Source organism: Amycolatopsis sp. N2S4-7 (genome assembly GCF_058119595.1).
Genome location: NZ_CP172299.1, coordinates 7,486,376 through 7,503,528, shown reverse-complemented (window position 1 = coordinate 7,503,528; position 17,153 = coordinate 7,486,376). Strand labels below are relative to the sequence as shown.

General features: G+C 73.0%; 14 protein-coding genes. 3 read left to right on the top strand and 11 right to left on the bottom strand.

What is annotated here, in order from left to right; all coding sequences use genetic code 11:
• Window positions 1–29 precede the first annotated feature (29 nt).
• Window positions 30–1,175: a GDSL-type esterase/lipase family protein gene (locus ACH54P_RS35690; protein ID WP_489907697.1), complete on the top strand. Its 1,146-nt coding sequence runs from the start codon at window positions 30–32 to the stop codon at window positions 1,173–1,175.
• 18 nt (window positions 1,176–1,193) lie between these two features.
• Window positions 1,194–1,604 (top strand): PPOX class F420-dependent oxidoreductase, encoded by a 411-nt coding sequence (locus ACH54P_RS35685; RefSeq protein ID WP_489907696.1) that lies wholly within the window; start codon window positions 1,194–1,196, stop codon window positions 1,602–1,604.
• Window positions 1,605–1,607: 3 nt separating this feature from the next.
• On the opposite strand, the gene helR is transcribed toward ACH54P_RS35685, so the two are convergent.
• From helR to ACH54P_RS35635, 10 genes are all read right to left on the bottom strand, one after another.
• Window positions 1,608–3,791 carry an RNA polymerase recycling motor ATPase HelR gene (gene helR, locus ACH54P_RS35680; protein WP_489907695.1) on the bottom strand — a complete coding sequence of 728 codons (2,184 nt, stop codon included), beginning with the start codon at window positions 3,789–3,791 and terminating at the stop codon, window positions 1,608–1,610.
• 7 nt (window positions 3,792–3,798) lie between these two features.
• A complete protein-coding gene (rox, locus tag ACH54P_RS35675; RefSeq protein ID WP_489907694.1) occupies window positions 3,799–5,229 on the bottom strand; it encodes a rifampin monooxygenase in 1,431 nt (476 codons plus the stop codon).
• Window positions 5,230–5,329: 100 nt separating this feature from the next.
• Complete coding sequence (locus ACH54P_RS35670; protein WP_489907693.1) at window positions 5,330–6,550, bottom strand: glycosyltransferase; 1,221 nt, start codon at window positions 6,548–6,550, stop codon at window positions 5,330–5,332.
• A 218-nt stretch (window positions 6,551–6,768) separates the two neighbouring features.
• Window positions 6,769–7,332, bottom strand: a complete 564-nt coding sequence (locus ACH54P_RS35665; protein WP_489907692.1) for a hypothetical protein — start codon at window positions 7,330–7,332, stop codon at window positions 6,769–6,771.
• The gene (locus ACH54P_RS35660; RefSeq protein ID WP_489907691.1) at window positions 7,329–8,687 is read right to left on the bottom strand and encodes a hypothetical protein; all 1,359 of its coding nucleotides are present in this window, start codon (window positions 8,685–8,687) and stop codon (window positions 7,329–7,331) included. Before ACH54P_RS35660 ends, ACH54P_RS35665 begins: the two co-directional genes overlap by 4 nt.
• A 73-nt stretch (window positions 8,688–8,760) precedes the next feature.
• On the bottom strand, window positions 8,761–9,564 hold the full coding sequence (locus ACH54P_RS35655; protein ID WP_489907690.1) for an ABC transporter ATP-binding protein: 804 nt from the start codon (window positions 9,562–9,564) through the stop codon (window positions 8,761–8,763).
• Window positions 9,565–9,627: 63 nt separating this feature from the next.
• Window positions 9,628–10,455: a zf-HC2 domain-containing protein gene (locus tag ACH54P_RS35650; protein ID WP_489907689.1), complete on the bottom strand. Its 828-nt coding sequence runs from the start codon at window positions 10,453–10,455 to the stop codon at window positions 9,628–9,630.
• Window positions 10,452–11,009, bottom strand: a complete 558-nt coding sequence (locus ACH54P_RS35645) for an RNA polymerase sigma factor (RefSeq protein WP_489907688.1) — start codon at window positions 11,007–11,009, stop codon at window positions 10,452–10,454. The genes ACH54P_RS35650 and ACH54P_RS35645 overlap by 4 nt, the downstream gene beginning before the upstream one ends.
• A 53-nt stretch (window positions 11,010–11,062) precedes the next feature.
• A complete protein-coding gene (locus ACH54P_RS35640) occupies window positions 11,063–11,995 on the bottom strand; it encodes a nucleoside triphosphate pyrophosphohydrolase (RefSeq protein ID WP_489907687.1) in 933 nt (310 codons plus the stop codon).
• Complete coding sequence (locus ACH54P_RS35635; protein ID WP_489907686.1) at window positions 11,992–13,017, bottom strand: hypothetical protein; 1,026 nt, start codon at window positions 13,015–13,017, stop codon at window positions 11,992–11,994. The genes ACH54P_RS35640 and ACH54P_RS35635 overlap by 4 nt, the downstream gene beginning before the upstream one ends.
• An 86-nt stretch (window positions 13,018–13,103) precedes the next feature.
• Between ACH54P_RS35635 and ACH54P_RS35630 the strand changes: the two genes are divergently transcribed.
• Window positions 13,104–13,511, top strand: a complete 408-nt coding sequence (locus ACH54P_RS35630; protein ID WP_489907685.1) for a hypothetical protein — start codon at window positions 13,104–13,106, stop codon at window positions 13,509–13,511.
• Window positions 13,512–13,586: 75 nt separating this feature from the next.
• Here ACH54P_RS35630 and mfd read toward each other — a convergent pair whose 3' ends face one another.
• Window positions 13,587–17,144 (bottom strand): transcription-repair coupling factor, encoded by a 3,558-nt coding sequence (mfd, locus tag ACH54P_RS35625; RefSeq protein ID WP_489916828.1) that lies wholly within the window; start codon window positions 17,142–17,144, stop codon window positions 13,587–13,589.
• Between the last annotated feature and the right edge of the window lie 9 nt (window positions 17,145–17,153).

The following is a 17,153-nucleotide window of genomic DNA, read 5'->3' as shown; positions in this document are numbered from 1 at the left end:
TGCACCGTTCTCCGCGGTAGGCCTGCCTCATGATCACCACCCCCATCACCGCGGACCTCGTGCGCGGTGCCCTCGAACTGGAGCGCACCGGCCGCGGCCTGGCGCCGCACCGGCTCCCCGCCCGGGCCCGCGCCCAGAACACCGACCCGCGGCTCGCCAGGGCCGAGGCGCAGCCCGCGGGCGTCCGGCTGCGGTTCCGGACCCGGGCCGACGTCGTCGAGCTGGAGACGCTGCCGACCAAAGTGGTCTACGCGGGCGCCCCGCCCCGGCCGGACGGGGTGTACGACCTGCTCGTCGACGGCGAGCTCGTCGCGCAGGCGGGCGCGGCCGGCGGCGACACGCTGACCGTCGACCCCCGGACCGGTGCGGGCGAACACCGCGACGGCCCGGCCGGCGCCGTCCGGTTCGACCACCTGGGCACGCAGCCCAAGGACGTCGAGATCTGGTTGCCGCACAACGAGATCACGCAGCTGGTGGCGCTGCGCACCGACGCACCCGTCGAGGTCGTGCCGGAGCGCGGCCCGGTGTGGCTGCACCACGGCAGCTCGATCAGCCAGGGCTCGAACGCCGCGAGCCCGGCCACGACCTGGCCCGCGCTCGCCGCGCTCGCGGCCGGCGTCGAGCTGGTGAACCTGGGCTTCAGCGGCAACGCGCTGCTCGACCCGTTCACCGCGCGGGCCCTGCGCGACACGCCCGCCGACCTGATCAGCGTCAAGCTCGGCATCAACGTGGTCAACGCCGACCTGATGCGCCTGCGCGCGTTCGGCCCGGCCGTGCACGGGTTCCTCGACACCGTCCGCGAAGGGCACCCGGACACGCCGATCGTGGTCGTCTCGGCCCTCTACTGCCCGATCCACGAGCAGACGCCCGGGCCGGGGGACTTCGACCACGAGGCGCTGGCCGCCGGCGAGGTCCGCTTCCGCGCGACCGGTGACCCCGCCGAGCGGGCCGCGGGCAAGCTGACGCTGGAGGTGGTCCGGGCCGAGCTGGCCCGGATCGTCGCCGAGCGGCAGGCCGAGGACGCGAACCTGCGCTACCTCGACGGCCGGGAGCTGTACGGCGAAGCCGACTTCGCCGAGCTCCCGCTGCCGGACGCCCTCCACCCGTGTCCCGCGGCCCACCGCCGGATCGGTGCCCGGTTCGCCGACCGCCTGCTTGACTTCAAGGGAGCTTGAAGTTGGAAGCTTCGGAGCATGTTCACCGAAGCAGAGCTCTCCTACCTCGCCGCCCAGCCGCTTGGCCGGCTCGCGACCCAGCAGCCGAACGGAACCCTGCAGGTCAACCCGGTCGGCTTCCGCTACAACCCGGACGAGAAGGCCATCGACGTCACCGGGCACAACCTGCGGAACAGCAAGAAGTTCCGCAACATCGCGACGCACGACCGAGTCGCCTTCGTCGTCGACGACCTCCCGTCGACGAACCCCTGGCGGGTGCGCTGCCTGGAGATCCGCGGCCGCGCCGAAGCCCTGGTGGGCGTCAACCTCCCGGACAACCACTTCGACGACGCGGTGATCCGGATCCACCCGGAGCGCATCCTCGCCATGGGCGTCGAGGACTGGGACCGCGAGCCGCTGGAGCTCGAGACCAACTTCCGCGACGTCTGAACGTCACCGCACCAGGGCCGGGGCTTCGGCGAGCCCGGCCAGCGCCTGCGGCAGCGGGCCGCGGTGCAGGACGCCGAGGCGCTGCGTGGCGCGGGTGAGAGCGACGTAGAGCTCGGCCGCGCCGCGCGGGCCGTCGGCGAGGATCCGGTCCGGGTCCACCACCAGGACGGCGTCGAACTCCAGGCCCTTCGTCTCCGACGGCGGCACCGCGCCCGGCACCCCCGGTGGCCCGATCACGACGCTGGTGCCTTCGCGGCCGGCTTCATCGCGGACGAACTCGTCGATCGCCGCCGTCAGTTCGTCCTCAGTGACGTGCTTCGCCCACGGCTGGACGCCGGACGCGCGGACCGACTCCGGGGGCCGGACGTCGGGCGCGAACCCGGCCAGCACCGAGGCGGCGACCGCCATGATCTCCGCCGGGGTGCGGTAGTTCACCGTCAGCGACCGGTAGACCCAGCGGCCGGGCACGTACGGCTCCAGCACCGCGGCCCACGACGTCGCCCCGGCCGCCGACCGGCGCTGGGCGAGGTCGCCCACCACGGTGAACGACCGGCCGGGGCAGCGCCGCATCAGCACCCGCCAGTCCATTTCGGACAGTTCCTGGGCCTCGTCGACCACGACGTGCCGGTAGGTCCAGTCCCGGTCCGCGGTGGCGCGCTCGACGAGGGTCCGGGTGTCGGCTTCGACGAAGCGGTCCGCCAGGTCCTCGGCGTGGAGCAGGTCCTTGGCGACCAGCCCGACGTCTTCGTCGACGTCCTCGCGCTCGATGAGGTTGTCCAGCACGTGGGCGGCGTAGGCCTCCTTGGCCCGGCGTTCCCGTGCGGCGGCCCGCTCGGCCGCGCGGTCGGCGGCCTTGTCGCGCCCCAGCAGGTCGACCAGCTCGTCGAGCAGCGGCACGTCCGACACCGTCCAGGCGCCGCCCTCGGCGCGGAACAGCACGGCGTCGGCGCCGGCCGCGCGCAGCCGTCCGGGCGAGGAGTACAGCTCGGCCAGCAGGGTTTCCGGCGTCAGGATCGGCCAGAGCTGGTCGAGCGCCTTGGCGAACTTCTCGTCGGCGGCGAGGTCCTTGAGCAGCTCCGCCCGGAAGTTCTCCCACTCCTCGCGGTTGTCGCGGCGCAGCCACCCCCGGCCGATCCGGCCCATCGCCCGTTCGGTGAGCACGTACGTGACGATGTCGGTGAACACGTCGCGGGCTTCGTTGTGCGGCAGCCCGCTGTCGCGCGCCTCCTGCCTGGCCCACTCGGCGGTCTCGGCGTCGATCCGCACCGTGACGTCCCTCAGCGCGATCGGCAGCGGTTCCTCCGGCAGCCGCTGCCGGTCGGCGACGGCCGCCTCGAGGACGTCGAGCATCTTCAGCGAGCCCTTGAGCCGCGCGGCATCCGGGGCGTCTTCGGCCGTGACGTGCAGGCCCGGCACGAAGTCGCCGGCCGTCATGAACACGACGTCGGTCTCGCCCAGCGACGGCAGCACGCGGCCGATGTGGTTCAGGAACGCCGGGTTGGGCCCGACGACGAGCGCGCCGTGGCGTTCCATCCGCTCCCGCTGGGTGTAGAGCAGGTAGGCGACGCGGTGCAGCGCCACCACCGTCTTCCCGGTGCCCGGGCCGCCTTCGATCACCAGCACGCCCGGGTGGTCGAGCCGGATGATCTCGTCCTGCTCGGCCTGGATCGTCGCGACGATGTCGCGCATGCCTTCACCGCGTGGGGCGTTGACGGCGGCGAGCAGGGCGGCGTCCAGGTCGCCCTGCTCGCCGTCCGGACGGCCGAGGACTTCGTCGGTGAAGTCGGCCACCTGCCGTCCGCGGGTGTGGAACTGGCGACGCCGTCGCATGTTCTCCGGGTTCGCGCCGGTGGCGGTGTAGAACGGCCGGGACGCCGGGGCCCGCCAGTCGAGCAGGACGGGCTCGTGCTCGTTCTCCTCGTCGAAGAGCCCGATCCGGCCGATGTACGAGCGCTCCCCCGAAACGGCGTCCAGCCTGCCGAAGCACAGCCCGTTGTCGACCACGTCCAGCCGCCGCACCTCGCGGCTGAGCGCACGCACCCGGACGTCCCGTTCCATGGCGCCGACGTCGTTGCCGCCCAGCGCCGCCTGGTATTCGCCGCGCACCCGGGCGCGTTCGGCGTCGAGCCGCGTGTAGAGCCCGGCCACGTAGGCGCGCTCGGCGCGCAGTTCTTCCTCGTGCTCCATCTTCCCCTCAAGCCTTCTTCGGCGCGCCGAACCACTGCGGCAGCCGGGTGAGCAGGTCCGCCTGGTCTTCGCCGACCCAGGCGACGTGGCCGTCCGGCCGCACGAGCACGGCGGGGACGTCCAGCTCTTCGCTGACGTCGACGACGTGGTCGACGCGGTCCTCCCAGCCGGCCACCGAAAGCTGCCCGGTCTGGTCGAGCAGCAGCCCGCGGCCGCCGTGCATCAGGTCGTACAGGCGCCCCCGCTTCAGCTCGAGGTCCCGCAGCCGCCGGCCGAGCAGGTGGTGGCCCTCACCGAAGTCGTAGCGGATCTCGATCCCGACGATCTGCCCGATCAGGAACCGGTTCACCTCCTCGAAGTCCATCAGCTTCGCCAGCAACCGGCGCACGGACTGGGGGCCGGGCTCGGGGCGCATCAGCTCGCCCTTCGCGCGGACGTTGTCCAGCACGTCGGCGGCCACCGGGTGCCGTTCGGCGTGGTAGCTGTCGAGCAGGTCCGCCGGGGCCCAGCCGGCGATTTCGGCGGCCAGCTTCCAGCCGAGGTTGACCGCGTCCTGGATGCCGAGGTTGAGGCCCTGCCCGCCCAGCGGCGCGTGGACGTGCGCCGCGTCGCCGGCCAGCAGCACCCGGCCGACCCGGTAGTGCTCGGCCAGCCGGGCCGCGTCGCCGAAGCGGGACAGCCACCGCGGCGAGTGCACGCCGAAGTCGGTGCCGGCGAACACCCGCAGCCGCTCCTTGAACTCGTCGAGGGTCGGCGGGACCGAGCGGTCCTCGGCCACCCCCTCGGCGGGCACGACAACGCGGTACAACCCCTCGCCGGACGGCCCGAGCCCGAACCACTTCTCGGTCTTGCGGACCTCGGCGACCACGGCGGCCACCTCCTCCGCCGGCGCGGTCACCTCCATCTCGCCCAGCAGCGCCTCCTGCCGCGCGGGCTCGCCGGGGAAGGCGACGCCCAGCAGCTTCCGCACGGGGCTTCGCCCGCCGTCGCAGCCGACGAGGTAGCGCGCCCGCAGCTCGGAGCCGTCGGCCAGCTCGACGGTGACGCCGTCGTCGTCCTGGCTCAGTCCCACCACCTCGCAGCCGCGCCGGATCTCGGCGCCGGCCTCGGCCGCGTGCTCGGTCAGCAGGCGCAGGGTGACCGGCTGCGGGATGCCGAGGGCGTAGGAGTGCGCGCTGTCGAGCCGCTCCGGCCACGGCTTGTCGATGCCGGCGAAGTAACCGGCCATCCGGAACTGCTTCCCGTGCTCGAGGAACCGGTCCAGCAGGCCGCGCTGGGCCATCATTTCGATGCTGCGCACGTGCAGGCCGAGCGAGCGGACGTCCTTGGTCGGCTCCAGGTCCTTTTCGAGCACGAGCACCTGCACGCCGTGCAGCCGCAGCTCGGCGGCCAGCATCATGCCGGTCGGGCCGCCACCGGCCACGATCACGTCGATCATGAAGAATCCCCTTGGGTCGAAAGCTTGGGTTTGCCGGTGCGGGTGCGCACCGGTGAGCGAACCGCCGCGGGCCGCCCGGCGCCGGGCGATCCCGCGAGGTTCACGCGGAAGTGACCGCCGTCTCGAGGAGCAGCTTCGCGGCCACCGTCGCCCCGTCGGTGCGGATCGTGGCCGCCACCGCGGCGGCCCGGTCACGGGTTTCGGGAGCCAGGGCCGTCCGGAGCGCGGCCGAGAGCGACTCGAAGGTCGGCGCCGGGCCGTCGTGGGCCACGCCGATCCCCAGTGCGGCCACCCGGCCCGCCCAGTACGGCTGGTCCGTCGCCTGCGGCACGACAACCTGGGGCGCGCCGGCCCCGGTCGCCGTCATCGTGGTGCCCGCCCCGCCGTGGTGCACGACGGCCGCCACCCGGCGGAACAGCGCCTGGTGGTTGACCTCGCCGACGACGAAGACGTCGTCCTGGTCGTCGACCGCGGCCAGGCCGGCCCAGCCGCTCAGGACGACCACCCGGCGGCCCTGCGCCCGGACCGCCTCGACGGCCACCCGCGCGACGTCCGCCGCCGCGTGCATGGGCATGCTGCCGAAGCCCACGTAGACCGGTGGTTCCCCCGCCGCCAGGAAGGCCTCCAGGCCGTCCGGGAGCGGACGGTCGTCCGGCACGGTCCACGCGCCGGTCTGCACGACGTCCAGTCCCGGTGTCTCCTCCCACGGGTCCAGGACCGGGTCCGTCGCCAGCCACGGCCGGTCGCCGAGGACGTAGCGGCGGACGTCGTCCACCGGGGGCAGGCCGTTCGCCGCCCGGTGCTTGGCGAGCGCCTCGCCGAACAGCGCGTTCACGCTTTCGGCGTCGAGGTCCCACAGCACCCGGTTGTCGGTCACCTCCGGCGGGAACGGCCGCCCCGGGTACGCCAGCGGCGCGTGGTGCGGCGACGGCAGGACGACCTTCTGGAGAGCCACGAACACCGAGCGGATGCCCAGCTTCTCGGCGACGGACAGCGCGCCGGCCGCGGCCGGCAGCATGCCGGTCACCACCAGCACGTCACACCCCTCGGCCGCCGCGGTGACCCCGGCGAACTGGGCCTCGATCAGCTGGGCCGCGCGCTCGGGCAGCGACGACGGCGGCGGCGCCGCTTTGGTGAGCTCCCGCGCCGACGGACCGACCGGCACGAGCGTCACGCCGGCCGAGGCCAGCCGCCGCGCGAAGTCCTCGTCCGGCGGTGCGCACACGCGTACCTCCGCGCCGAGAGCCCGCAGGGCCACCGCGAACCCCACCAGCGGTTCGACGTCCCCTCGCGACCCGTACGTCGACAACAAAACACGCACTCGCAAAACCCCCGTTTGTCGTTCTCGGCCGCGGACCCGCGGCCGAGAACGACGATTTTGGAGCACAACCGGGGTCTTGCGGCAAGCCCCCCAGTGCGATATACGTTAGACATGGAAGGAGTGGGTTTCCTTCTTCCAGGTCTTCCGGATTCCCGGACCCCTCACTTTCCGCGTCTCGCTTTCCCGTGTCCAGGCCCGTTTTGCGTTGTCACGCCCGGCTAGCGGCGACCGCCCCAGCCGGTGTAGGCCACGGCTCCCGCCCCCGCGAGGACCACCGCCGTCCAGGCGGCGGCCGCCGTTCCCGCCGGTTGCAGCAGCCAGCTCGCGACCCGGGTTCCGGTCGAGCCGTCGTCCGGGACGAACGGGCTGATCGCGCACCAAGCCAGCGGCAACGTCCAGCCGAACTGGCCACCGGCGACCGTGGCGGCCAGGCCGGCCAAGCCCGCCAGCCCGGCCGCGTCCCGCGCGACGATCGACATGTCGACAACGTCCGCGCCCAGCTGCTGCACGCCCAGCACTGCGGCGCCGGCCGCGACGCCGATCAGCACCAGGTGCGCGAACCGCCGGACCGGCCACGGCAACGCCGCGGCCCGGTCGAGGTCCACGTCCTGGCCGCTCAGCCCGATCGCCACCACCGCGACCCCGGCGCTCAGCGTCAACGCCACCAGGATCACGTTCCAGGAGTCACGCCCGAGGAGCCACACGCCCAGGGTCACCGCGACCAGGGCCGCGAAGGCCGCCGGCAGCTGCCGCGACCGGGCGTAGAGCGTCACCCACCTCATCGCGACGACCCCGGTACCAGCGTGTCGAGCGGGTCGCCCTGGCACGTCAGCAGCGCCTGCCGGAGCGCGGCGACCCTGGCGAACCGCACGTCCGCGGGGAGGGTGCGGAACGTCTCCCAGGCCCGCTCGACCTCGCCGGACGGGGTCTTGTACCACTTGCCGGCGTACTCGGGCAGCGGCTTCAGTTCGCCGGTGAAGTACGCCGCCGCGATCATCCGGCCGCCGATGTCGGACACGCTGCCGGCGTACGGCCGTTCGCAGGACGGGACGCCCGCACCGGAGAGCACCGCCAGCCGCAGGTCGCTCGCGTCCGCCGTGAGCAGTTCTTCGTTGCGCTGGAAGTCGAGGTAGACGACGCCGGGGTCGCGCCGCTTGCGCTCGGCCGGGGGGCTGGGCGCGACCTGCTCCTCGACCCGCGTCGGCGCGCCAGGCAGTTTCGCCAGCATGGCCAGCGCTTCGCGGCCCGGTCCGGCCAGCGCGGCCAGCCGCTCCCGGTGCAGCTCCGCGACGCAAATGGGGCCGTCACAGAGTTTTCGGGCGGCGAAGCGGTCGGCGGTGAGCGCGTCCCCGGGAACGGCCGGGAGCAGCGGCAGCGCGATCGCGGCCCCCGCGACGAGCGGCAGCAGGCTCAGCAGCCGCGCCCGCACGGAGTTCACGGCCAGCAGGAGGAACCCGGTCGCGGCGAGGCCGAGGAACCAGGCGGCCTGCCCGATGTCGAGGGACGCGCTGGTGGTCACCATCGTGCCGCGCGGCTGCGCGACCGCCGGCGCCAGCGGGCCGGCGCGGACGGGCAGGACCGGGTCCAGGCCCGGTTCGAGCGACATCCAGCAGAGGACCGACCCGACGAGCGTCAGCACGGCCAAGCCGGGCGCGGTCAGCGGGTGCGGCAGCAGCCGCCCCGCCGCGAGACCCAGCCAGCTCCCGGCGACCAACCCGAGCAGCCCGACGAGGAGGACGGGAACGAAGCCGGGCGAGAAGAACCCGTCGTGGGCCAGGATTTCGACGACCCCGACGGCGAACACGAAGAGGTAGCCGAGCCCGGTCAGCGCACCGACCGCACCGGCGAGCCGGAGCGCCCGGTGCCACCCCGGCCGCGACGTGGTCGCGAGCAGTTCGACCATCCCGGACCGGCTGTCGCGCATGCCCTGGATCGCCCCGGCCCCGACGGCGACCGGCACCAGGAACTGCAGGATGAACCGCATCCACAGAGCGGTGGTGGTGGAGTGCGCGGTCCACGGCGCGGGCACCTTCCACCACGGACCGGAGAGCAGGAAGAGGAAGCCCAGCGCGACAACGACAACAGCCAGCCCGGCCCAGGGCGCGATCGAGCGCCGGAGTTCGATGCGGAGGATCACCGGGCCACCTCCGGAGCGGGTTCGCCGATCGTCCGGCCGCAGCCTCCGGAGCGGAGTCCGGTGTGGACGGTCATCACCACGCCTCCCTGCCCGGCTCGTGGTTCAGCAGGGCCGAATAGCCGCGCTCGATGGGGCTGTCGCCCACGTGCTCTTCCGTGCCCGCCGCGGCCAGTTCGGCCGGGGTTCCCTGGAACACCAGCTTGCCTTCGGCGAAGAGCACGACGTCGGTGCACGCGGTGGCCACGTCTTCGACCAGGTGGGTCGAGATCAGCACGCACGAGTCGTGGCCCAGTTGCTGGACCAGCTCGCGGAACCGCACGCGCTGCGCCGGGTCGAGGCCGGCCGTCGGCTCGTCGAGCAGGAGGATGTCCGGGTCGTTGACGATCGCCTGGGCGATGCCGACCCGCCGGACCATGCCGCCGGACAGCGTCTTCATCCGGTCGTCCGCGCGGTCGGCCAGCCCGACGCGCTCCACCGCGCGCTGCACCGCCCCCGGGATGTCCGCTTTGGACATCTCCTTGAGCCACGCCATGTACTCGACGAACTCGCGGACCGTGAACCGCTTGTAGAACCCGAAGTTCTGGGGCAGGTACCCGATCCGGCGGCGCAGGCCGCGCTGCCCGGTGGGCCCCCCGGCCGGCACCCCGAGCAGCCTCAGCCTGCCTTCCGCCGGGCGCAGCACCGTCGCCAGTGCGCGGATCAGCGTCGTCTTGCCCGCGCCGTTGGGCCCGAGCAAGCCGTGCACCCCCTTGCCGAGGGACAGGTCCAGCCCGTCCACGGCCATCTTCCGCCGCCCCACCCGCACCTTCAGCCCCTCCGCCTGGATCTCCCAGGCGTAGGTCGTCGGCGCGACCTCGGCGGCCTCGACTGCCCGCATGTGCCCTCCTCCTTCTTCCCCTCCGCCACCCTCAGCGGAGGCGCTACGCGCCGCTTTGTCTCCCTAGTGATGAGCGCCGAGCCGGGTGAACGCCGACCTGCGCAGGACGACGACCACCGTGGTCAGCGCGAAGATCCCCGCCCACACCGGCAGCGCGCCGGTGCTCAGCGCGAACGCGTCCCCGGGCCGGCCGAAGGCCGGCAGCACGACGACCGCGACCCACACCGCGATCAGCGCGTACGCCGCCCGGCTGACGCCGACCAGCCCGCCGAGCGCGAGCGTGCCGGTGGTGAACGCCAGGCTCGGCAGCAGCCAGAGCGCCGGCGCGGTGCCGGTCAGCCACCCGGCGACACCGAGCACCGGCAGGACGACGCCGAGCACCGCCACCGTCCGCCGGACGATCAGGTAGAGCCCCGCCCGCGGCGTCGCGGCCACGATTTCGTACGCCGCGTCGAGCCCCCGCGCCCACGACGCGGCCACCCCCAGCACCGGCAGCACCGGGGCGAAGAGCTGCACCGCCGTCACGTCGAGCACGATGTGCGCGGCCTGGTCGAGCACCACCGCGAGCAGCGTGACCAGCGCGATCATCGCCAGCCACGGCACCATCGCCGGCGTGACCCAGGTGTCGGCCCACCGCCGCCACGGCCGGTGCCCCTGCCGCTGCCGGACCGGCTGGGGCGGCCCGTGGAACGGGGTGCCCGGCAGCTCGATCTCGGCCTGCAGCCGCGTCCAGACGACGTCCACCACCGGCTGGGCCGGCGCCACCGCGGCGAGCCGCGCCCGGCACTCCGCGCACGTCTCGAGGTGGGCCTCGAGGCCGAACAGCTGGTCACCAGGGAGGTCCTCGCCCGCAACGTACGCGGCGATGAGCCGGTCCGACGCATGGTTCATGACAGTGCCTCCCGCATCGCGATCCGCGCCCGGCGGGCGCGGGTCTTGACGGTGCCCTCCGGCAGTCCGAGCAGGACGGCGGTTTCGCGGACGGTCAGCCCGTCGAGCACCATCGCCTGCAGCACCTGCCGCAGTTCGGGCGCGAGGTCGCGCAGCGCGTCGCCGACCTCGTCACCCACCGTCGCCGCCAGCGCCTCCTCCTCCGCCGCCGGCACGGTCGCGACGTCGAAGGCGACCTCCACCGGCGGCTCGGCGTGGTGCGCCCGGCGCCGGAACGCGTCGACCAGCCGCCGTGCCGCGATCGTCCACACCCAGCCGACCGCGCTGCCGCCGGTCGCGGCGCCCGCGAACGAGCCCGCCGCGCGCCAGACGGCCAGGTACGTCTCCTGCATGACCTCGGCGACGATCTGCTCGTCCGCGCACCGGCGGCGCAGGCGCACGGCGAGCCAGGGCGACGTGCGGCGGTAGAGCTGTTCGAACGCCGCGCGGTCGCCCTTGGCCGTGCGCCGGACGAGGTGCTCCTCGTCGGCGTCCTCCAGTGACGGTTTCCTCACACAGGCAAGACGCCGGGAGATCGGAAACGGTTCTCACTCGATTGTGTGCTGCGTCACACCGAGGAGGAAGGCCAAAACTTACGCCAGCCGTCGGCCTCCAGGGTCGTCGGCTCCAGCCCGGCGTCGCGGGCGGCCTGTTCGGCGGCCTGGACGTCCTTCGCGAACTGCTTCGCCACGGCCCGCAGCTCGCCTTCGGGGTCGACGCCCGCGCGCCGCGCCGTCGCCGCGATGCGGAACAGCTGGGCGGCCGCGGCGGTGCCGGTCGGGAAGAGGTCGAGCGGGATGCCCGCGCGCCCGGACCGCTGCCCCAGCTTGCCCGCCAGCGCCACCGCGGGCTGTCCGAGCGCCACGCCGTCCACAATGGACTTGCGCTGCTTCTCGCGCTGCTTCAGCTCTTCCCACTTGACGTTCTGGTGCTCGACCGTGTGCACCTGGTCGGCGTCGGCGAAGACGTGGGGGTGCCGGCCCACCAGCTTGGTGACCAGCGCGGCGGCGACGTCGTCGATGCCGAAGGGGTCTTCGGGATCCTCCGCGGCGACGCGGGAGTGGAAGAGCACCTGCAGCAGGACGTCGCCGAGCTCTTCGCGCAACGCCTCGCGATCGCCCTCTTCGATGGCGTCGAGCAGCTCGTAGGTCTCCTCGACCAGGTACTGCCGCAGCGAATCGTGCGTCTGCACCGCGTCCCACGGGCAGCCGCCCGGCGAGCGGAGCCGGTCCATCACGTCGGCGGCCTCGACCAGGGGCGGCACCGGCGTCTCGATGACCTCCGCGCCGGTCGCGATGAGCAGCGACGCCGCGGGCTCGTCGCGGGACCCGGCGAGCAGCACGACGTCCACGAGCGAAGGCGCCTCGGTGATGGCCGGGACGCCGAACGCGGCGGGGTCGACGTCCGTGGCCGCGTAGACCTCGGTGGACTCACGAAGGATCTTCAAGGCCGCGCCGGGCAGCGTCGCCCCGCGGACGACCACGACGACGCCCGTGCTCACTGCTGAGCGGGTGCGGCACCGCGCAAGGGCTGCACGGTGCCCTTGGTGGCGTCCTGGTTCGGCGCGAGGTTCATGCTCACAACATCCCACACGCCGTACCGGGGGTTGACGCGCAGCCCGCTCTGGCCGAGGTAGGGCTGCAGCAGCCGGATGCCGATCTGGGTCAGCTGCTCGTCCGTCGGCTTCTGCGCCTCCTGGTCGGCGGGCAGCGCCTGGTTGGTGCCGCGGGCGCGGACCACGAAGACGTACCAGTCCGGCTTGGCCGGCATCCGCGCCTGGAACGTGACGACGCTGTTCGCGTCGACGCCGAACAGGGCGGTCTGCGCCAGCGAGGGGTACTGCGAGGCGCCGAAGAGCTCGGTGAGGCCGGCGTCGGAGAACCCGCCCGGACCGGGCATGCCGGTCTGCTGGGCCTGCTGCGCTTCCTGGGTCGCCTGCTGGATGGTCGCCTGGATCTTGCCCGGGTCGGCGGAGAACTGCTTCACGAGGTCGAAGGCGCGGGCGCGGGCCTCCGGGTCGGTCTCGCTGGTGGCGCTGATGCCGACGTAGTCCGCGCCGACCGAGAGCTTCGGCAGGTACTTGTTCGCGAGCTCCTGCTCGAAGTAGGTGTCGGTGGCGCGCTCGGTGCGGTCGCGCAGGTTCGCGACGATCTGCGAGACGGCGACCTGGTCGCCCTGCCCGGTGTCGCTGACCGGCGTGCTCGACTGCGTCGCGGCCTTCTGCGCGATCTTCGCCTGGTCCGCGGTGAGGTTCTCCTGCTTCGCGGCGCGCAGGACGAGCTCGTGGAGCACCGTCTGCTTGACGATTTCGCGGCCAAGCAGGTCGAGCTTGTGCTCACGGGCGAGCTTCTGCGCGTACGGCTGGTCCCGGACCGCCTGGTCGATCATCGACTGGACCTGGTCGAGCGAAACCGACCGGTCGCCGACGATCACCGCGCTGCCGATCTGGCTGGGGCCCGACCCGCACCCGGCGAGCAGAAGTGCACCGGCAACGACCGCGACCAGCGCGCGAGGGCGCCCCATGATCCGCATCACAGCGCATACCCTCTCACACCATCGCACCCGAAACGCAACACCCGGGCGGTGTCGCCGGGCGTAACGTCGATGACATGGACCACTGGCTGACCATCGAGGTGTTCGATGGCGAGTCCACGGCTTCGTTGTGGCGGCTCGCCCGAGGTGACGCACTGACGGAAGCAGCACTGACGAACGGCGCCGAGCAGTGGGTCTGGCACGAACACCGCTGGGGCGTGGTGCTGGAGATCGAGTTCACCACGGAGGAACGCCGCGACGCGTTCCGCCTCCTCCCGGCGGTGACGGCGGCGCTGGACGCCGTGCCGGACCCGACGCGCGGGCTGCTCGTCTACCCGGGTCGTGGCGGGGGTGCGGGATCGCGGATGCCGCGAAGGCCCCGGCCGCTGCCGATGGCGGGGGCCGGAGCGATCCCGGTACCGGAGGAGCAGGTGCGGATGGGGCTGGCGGAGCCGCGGCCGCCGATGTTCAGCGAAGTCGGCTGAGGAACGCTCAACGGGGACGGCAGTGGTGCCGTCCCCGCCGGTCTTGCGTGCGCGTGAGCGTGACGAGCCGCCGCCCTACGAAACCGGTGCCGGCTTCTTCGTCAGCTGGAGCAGCAGCTTGGTGCACCAGTCCAGCAGCTCCTCGTCCCGCAGGGTCGGGGCGCCGATCCGGCCGCCGGCCGGGCCTTCCGTGGGCTTGGGGACCGAGACCGTGTTCGTCACGGCCTTGAACGTCGCCTTCGGGTACAGCCGCTTCAACCTGACCAGCTGCGAGTCCTGCAGCGGCAGCGGTGCGAACCGGATCGTGTTGCCCTGGACCGCCACCTCCGTCACGCCCGCCTCGCGGCACGTGTGCCGGAACTTCGCGACCGCCAGCAACCTCCGCACCGGGGCCGGCGGCTGGCCGTACCGGTCGATCAGCTCTTCGCGCACCGCGTCCAGGCCCTCGGTGTCCGGCGCCGCCGCGATCTTGCGGTACGCCTCGAGCCGCAGCCGCTCGCCCGGGACGTAGTCGTGCGGGAGGTGGGCGTCGATCGGGAGGTCGACGCGGACGTCGGCCAGCTCCTCGTCCTCCGCCGGCTCCGCGCCGGCGTGCCGGCGGAACGCGTCGACCGCTTCGCCGACCAGGCGCACGTACAGGTCGAACCCGACACCCGCGATGTGACCGGACTGCTCCGCGCCGAGGATGTTTCCCGCGCCCCGGATTTCCAGGTCCTTCATCGCGACCGCCATGCCCGCGCCGAGCTCCGTGTTCTGGGCGATCGTCGCGAGCCGGTCGTGCGCCGTCTCCGTCAGCGGCGCCTCCGGCGGGTACAGGAAGTACGCATACCCGCGCTCGCGCCCACGCCCGACGCGGCCGCGCAGCTGGTGGAGCTGCGCCAGGCCCAGCAGGTCACCGCGCTCGACCAGCAGCGTGTTGGCGTTCGAGATGTCCAGCCCGGTCTCGACGATCGTGGTGCACACCAGGACGTCGTACTCGTTCTCCCAGAAGCCCTGGATGATCTTCTCGAGCTTGTCCTCGTTCATCTGCCCGTGCGCGGTGACGACCCGCGCCTCCGGCACCAGCTCCCGGATGTGGCGCGCGGCCTTCTCGATCGACGAGACGCGGTTGTGGACGTAGAACACCTGGCCGTCGCGCAGCAGCTCACGCCGGATGGCGGCGCCGACCTGCTTGTCGTCGTACGCGCCGACGTAGGTCAGGATCGGGTGGCGGTCCTCGGGCGGCGTGAGGATCGTCGACATCTCGCGGATGCCGGCCAGCGACATCTCCAGCGTGCGCGGGATCGGCGTCGCCGACATCGTCAGGACGTCGACGTGCGTGCGCAGCGCCTTGATGTGTTCCTTGTGCTCGACGCCGAAGCGCTGCTCCTCGTCGACGATCACGAGGCCGAGGTCCTTGTAGCGGATGCCGGTCTGCAGCAGGCGGTGCGTGCCGATGACGATGTCGACCTCGCCGCTGGCCAGCTGCTCCAGGGTCTCGTCGGTCTCGCTCTTGGCGGAGAACCGTGACAGGCCCCGGATCTTCACCGGGAACGAGCGCATGCGCTCGGTGAAGGTGTTCAGGTGCTGCTGGGCGAGCAGCGTCGTCGGGACGAGCACCGCGACCTGCTTGCCGTCCTGCACCGCCTTGAACGCGGCGCGGACGGCGATCTCCGTCTTGCCGTAGCCGACGTCGCCGCAGATGACGCGGTCCATCGGGACGCCGCGTTCCATGTCCGCCTTGACCTCGTCGATCGCGGCGAGCTGGTCGTTGGTCTCGGTGAACGGGAAGGCGTCCTCCAGCTCGCCCTGCCACGGCGTGTCCGGCCCGAACGCGTGCCCGGGCGCCGCTTGGCGCGCCGCGTACAGCTGGACCAGCTCGGCGGCGATCTCCTTGACCGCCTTCTTGGCCCTGGCCTTGGTGTTCTTCCAGTCGGAGCCGCCGAGCTTGTTCAGCGTGGGCAGCTCGCCGCCGACGTACTTGGACACCTCGTCGAGCTGGTCGGTCGGGACGAACAGGCGGTCGCCGGGGTGGCCGCGCTTGGACGAGCCGTACTCCAGCAGCAGGTACTCGCGGGTCGCGCCGGCGACGGTGCGCTGCACCATCTCGATGAACCGGCCGATGCCGTGCTGCTCGTGCACGACGTAGTCGCCGTTCTTGAGCGCGAGCGGGTCGACGGCGTTGCGCCGCCGGGACGGCATCTTGGTGTTGAGATCCTTTGTGGACGTTCCGGCGCCCGCGCCGCGGCCGGTCAGGTCCGCTTCGCTCAGCACGACGAGGGCGCGCTCCGGCGAGACGAAACCCTCGGTGAGGCCGCCGCAGGTGACCGTGACGACGCCGGGTGCCGGGGCGCTCTTCAGGCCGTCACCGGCCTGGGTGGCCGGGACGTCCGCGCTCGAGAGCTGTTCGACCGCGCGCGTCGCGGTGCCGTGGCCGGCGACGACGAGCACCGCCGTGCCGCCCGACGCCGTGTGCGCGCGCAGGTCGGTGATCGCGCGTTCGAGCTCGCCGCGGTAGGCGGGCGCGGCCTCGACCGAGACGCGGTAGACGTCGGGGTCTTCGCTGGTCAGCTGGGTGAGCGTCCACCAGGCGCGCTTGGTGTCCTGCGCGTGGGAGGCGATCTCGTCGAGCCCGCGGTAGGCGGACGCGCCGAGGTCGATGGGGGCCTGCCCGCCCGCGGCGGCCGTCGTCCAGGAGGCTTCGAGGAACTCCTGGCCGGTGCGGACGAGGTCGGCGGCGCGGGCGCGGATCTTCTCCGGGTCCGTCAGCAGGACGTGGGTGCCCACCGGCATCGCGTCGGTGAGCAGCTCCAGCTCGCCTTCGCAGAGCACCGGGATGAGCGCCTCCATGCCCTCGACGGGGATGCCGTCGGCGAGCTTGGTGAGCATCTCGGCCAGGTGGGCGTCGGCTTCGTACGTCTTCGCCAGCTCCGCGGCCTTCTCCTTCACCGGCGCGGTGAGCAGCAGCTCGCGGCACGGCGGCGCGGTGACGCGCTGGATCTCACCGGGCAGCGACCGCTGGTCGGAGACGGCGAACGCGCGGATCTCGCTGACCTCGTCACCCCAGAACTCGACCCGGACGGGGTGCTGCGCGGTCGGCCCGAACAGGTCGAGGATGCCGCCGCGGACGGCGAACTCGCCGCGCTTCTCGACCATGTCGACGCGGGTGTAGGCCAGCTCGACGAGCCGTTCGAGCAGCTCTTCGAAGCTCTGCTCTTCGCCGACGACCAGGTCGACGGGGGCGAGCGAGCCGAGGCCGGGTGCCATCGGCTGGATGAGGCTGCGGACGGTCGCGACGACCACGCGGAGAGCGTCGTCGCCGGCCTTGAGCCGGTGCAGCACTTCCAGTCGGCGGCCGACGGTGTCGGCGCGCGGCGAGAGCCGCTCGTGGGGCAGCGTTTCCCAGGAGGGGAAGTCGGCGACCCGGTCCGCCCCCAGGAGCGCTCCCAGGGACGTGGTCAGCTCGTCGGCCTCGCGGCCGGTGGCGGTGACGGCGAGCACGGGCTTGCCGGCCCCGGCATCGGCGGCGAGCGCGGCCGCGACGAGCTGCCGCGCGGCGATCGGGCCCTGGAGCTCGAGCAGCGGCGCGCCGGCGCGCTCGACCACGCCGCGCAGGGCCGGGTCGGGAAGGATGGCGGTGAGGAGTCCGGACAGTGGAGCGTC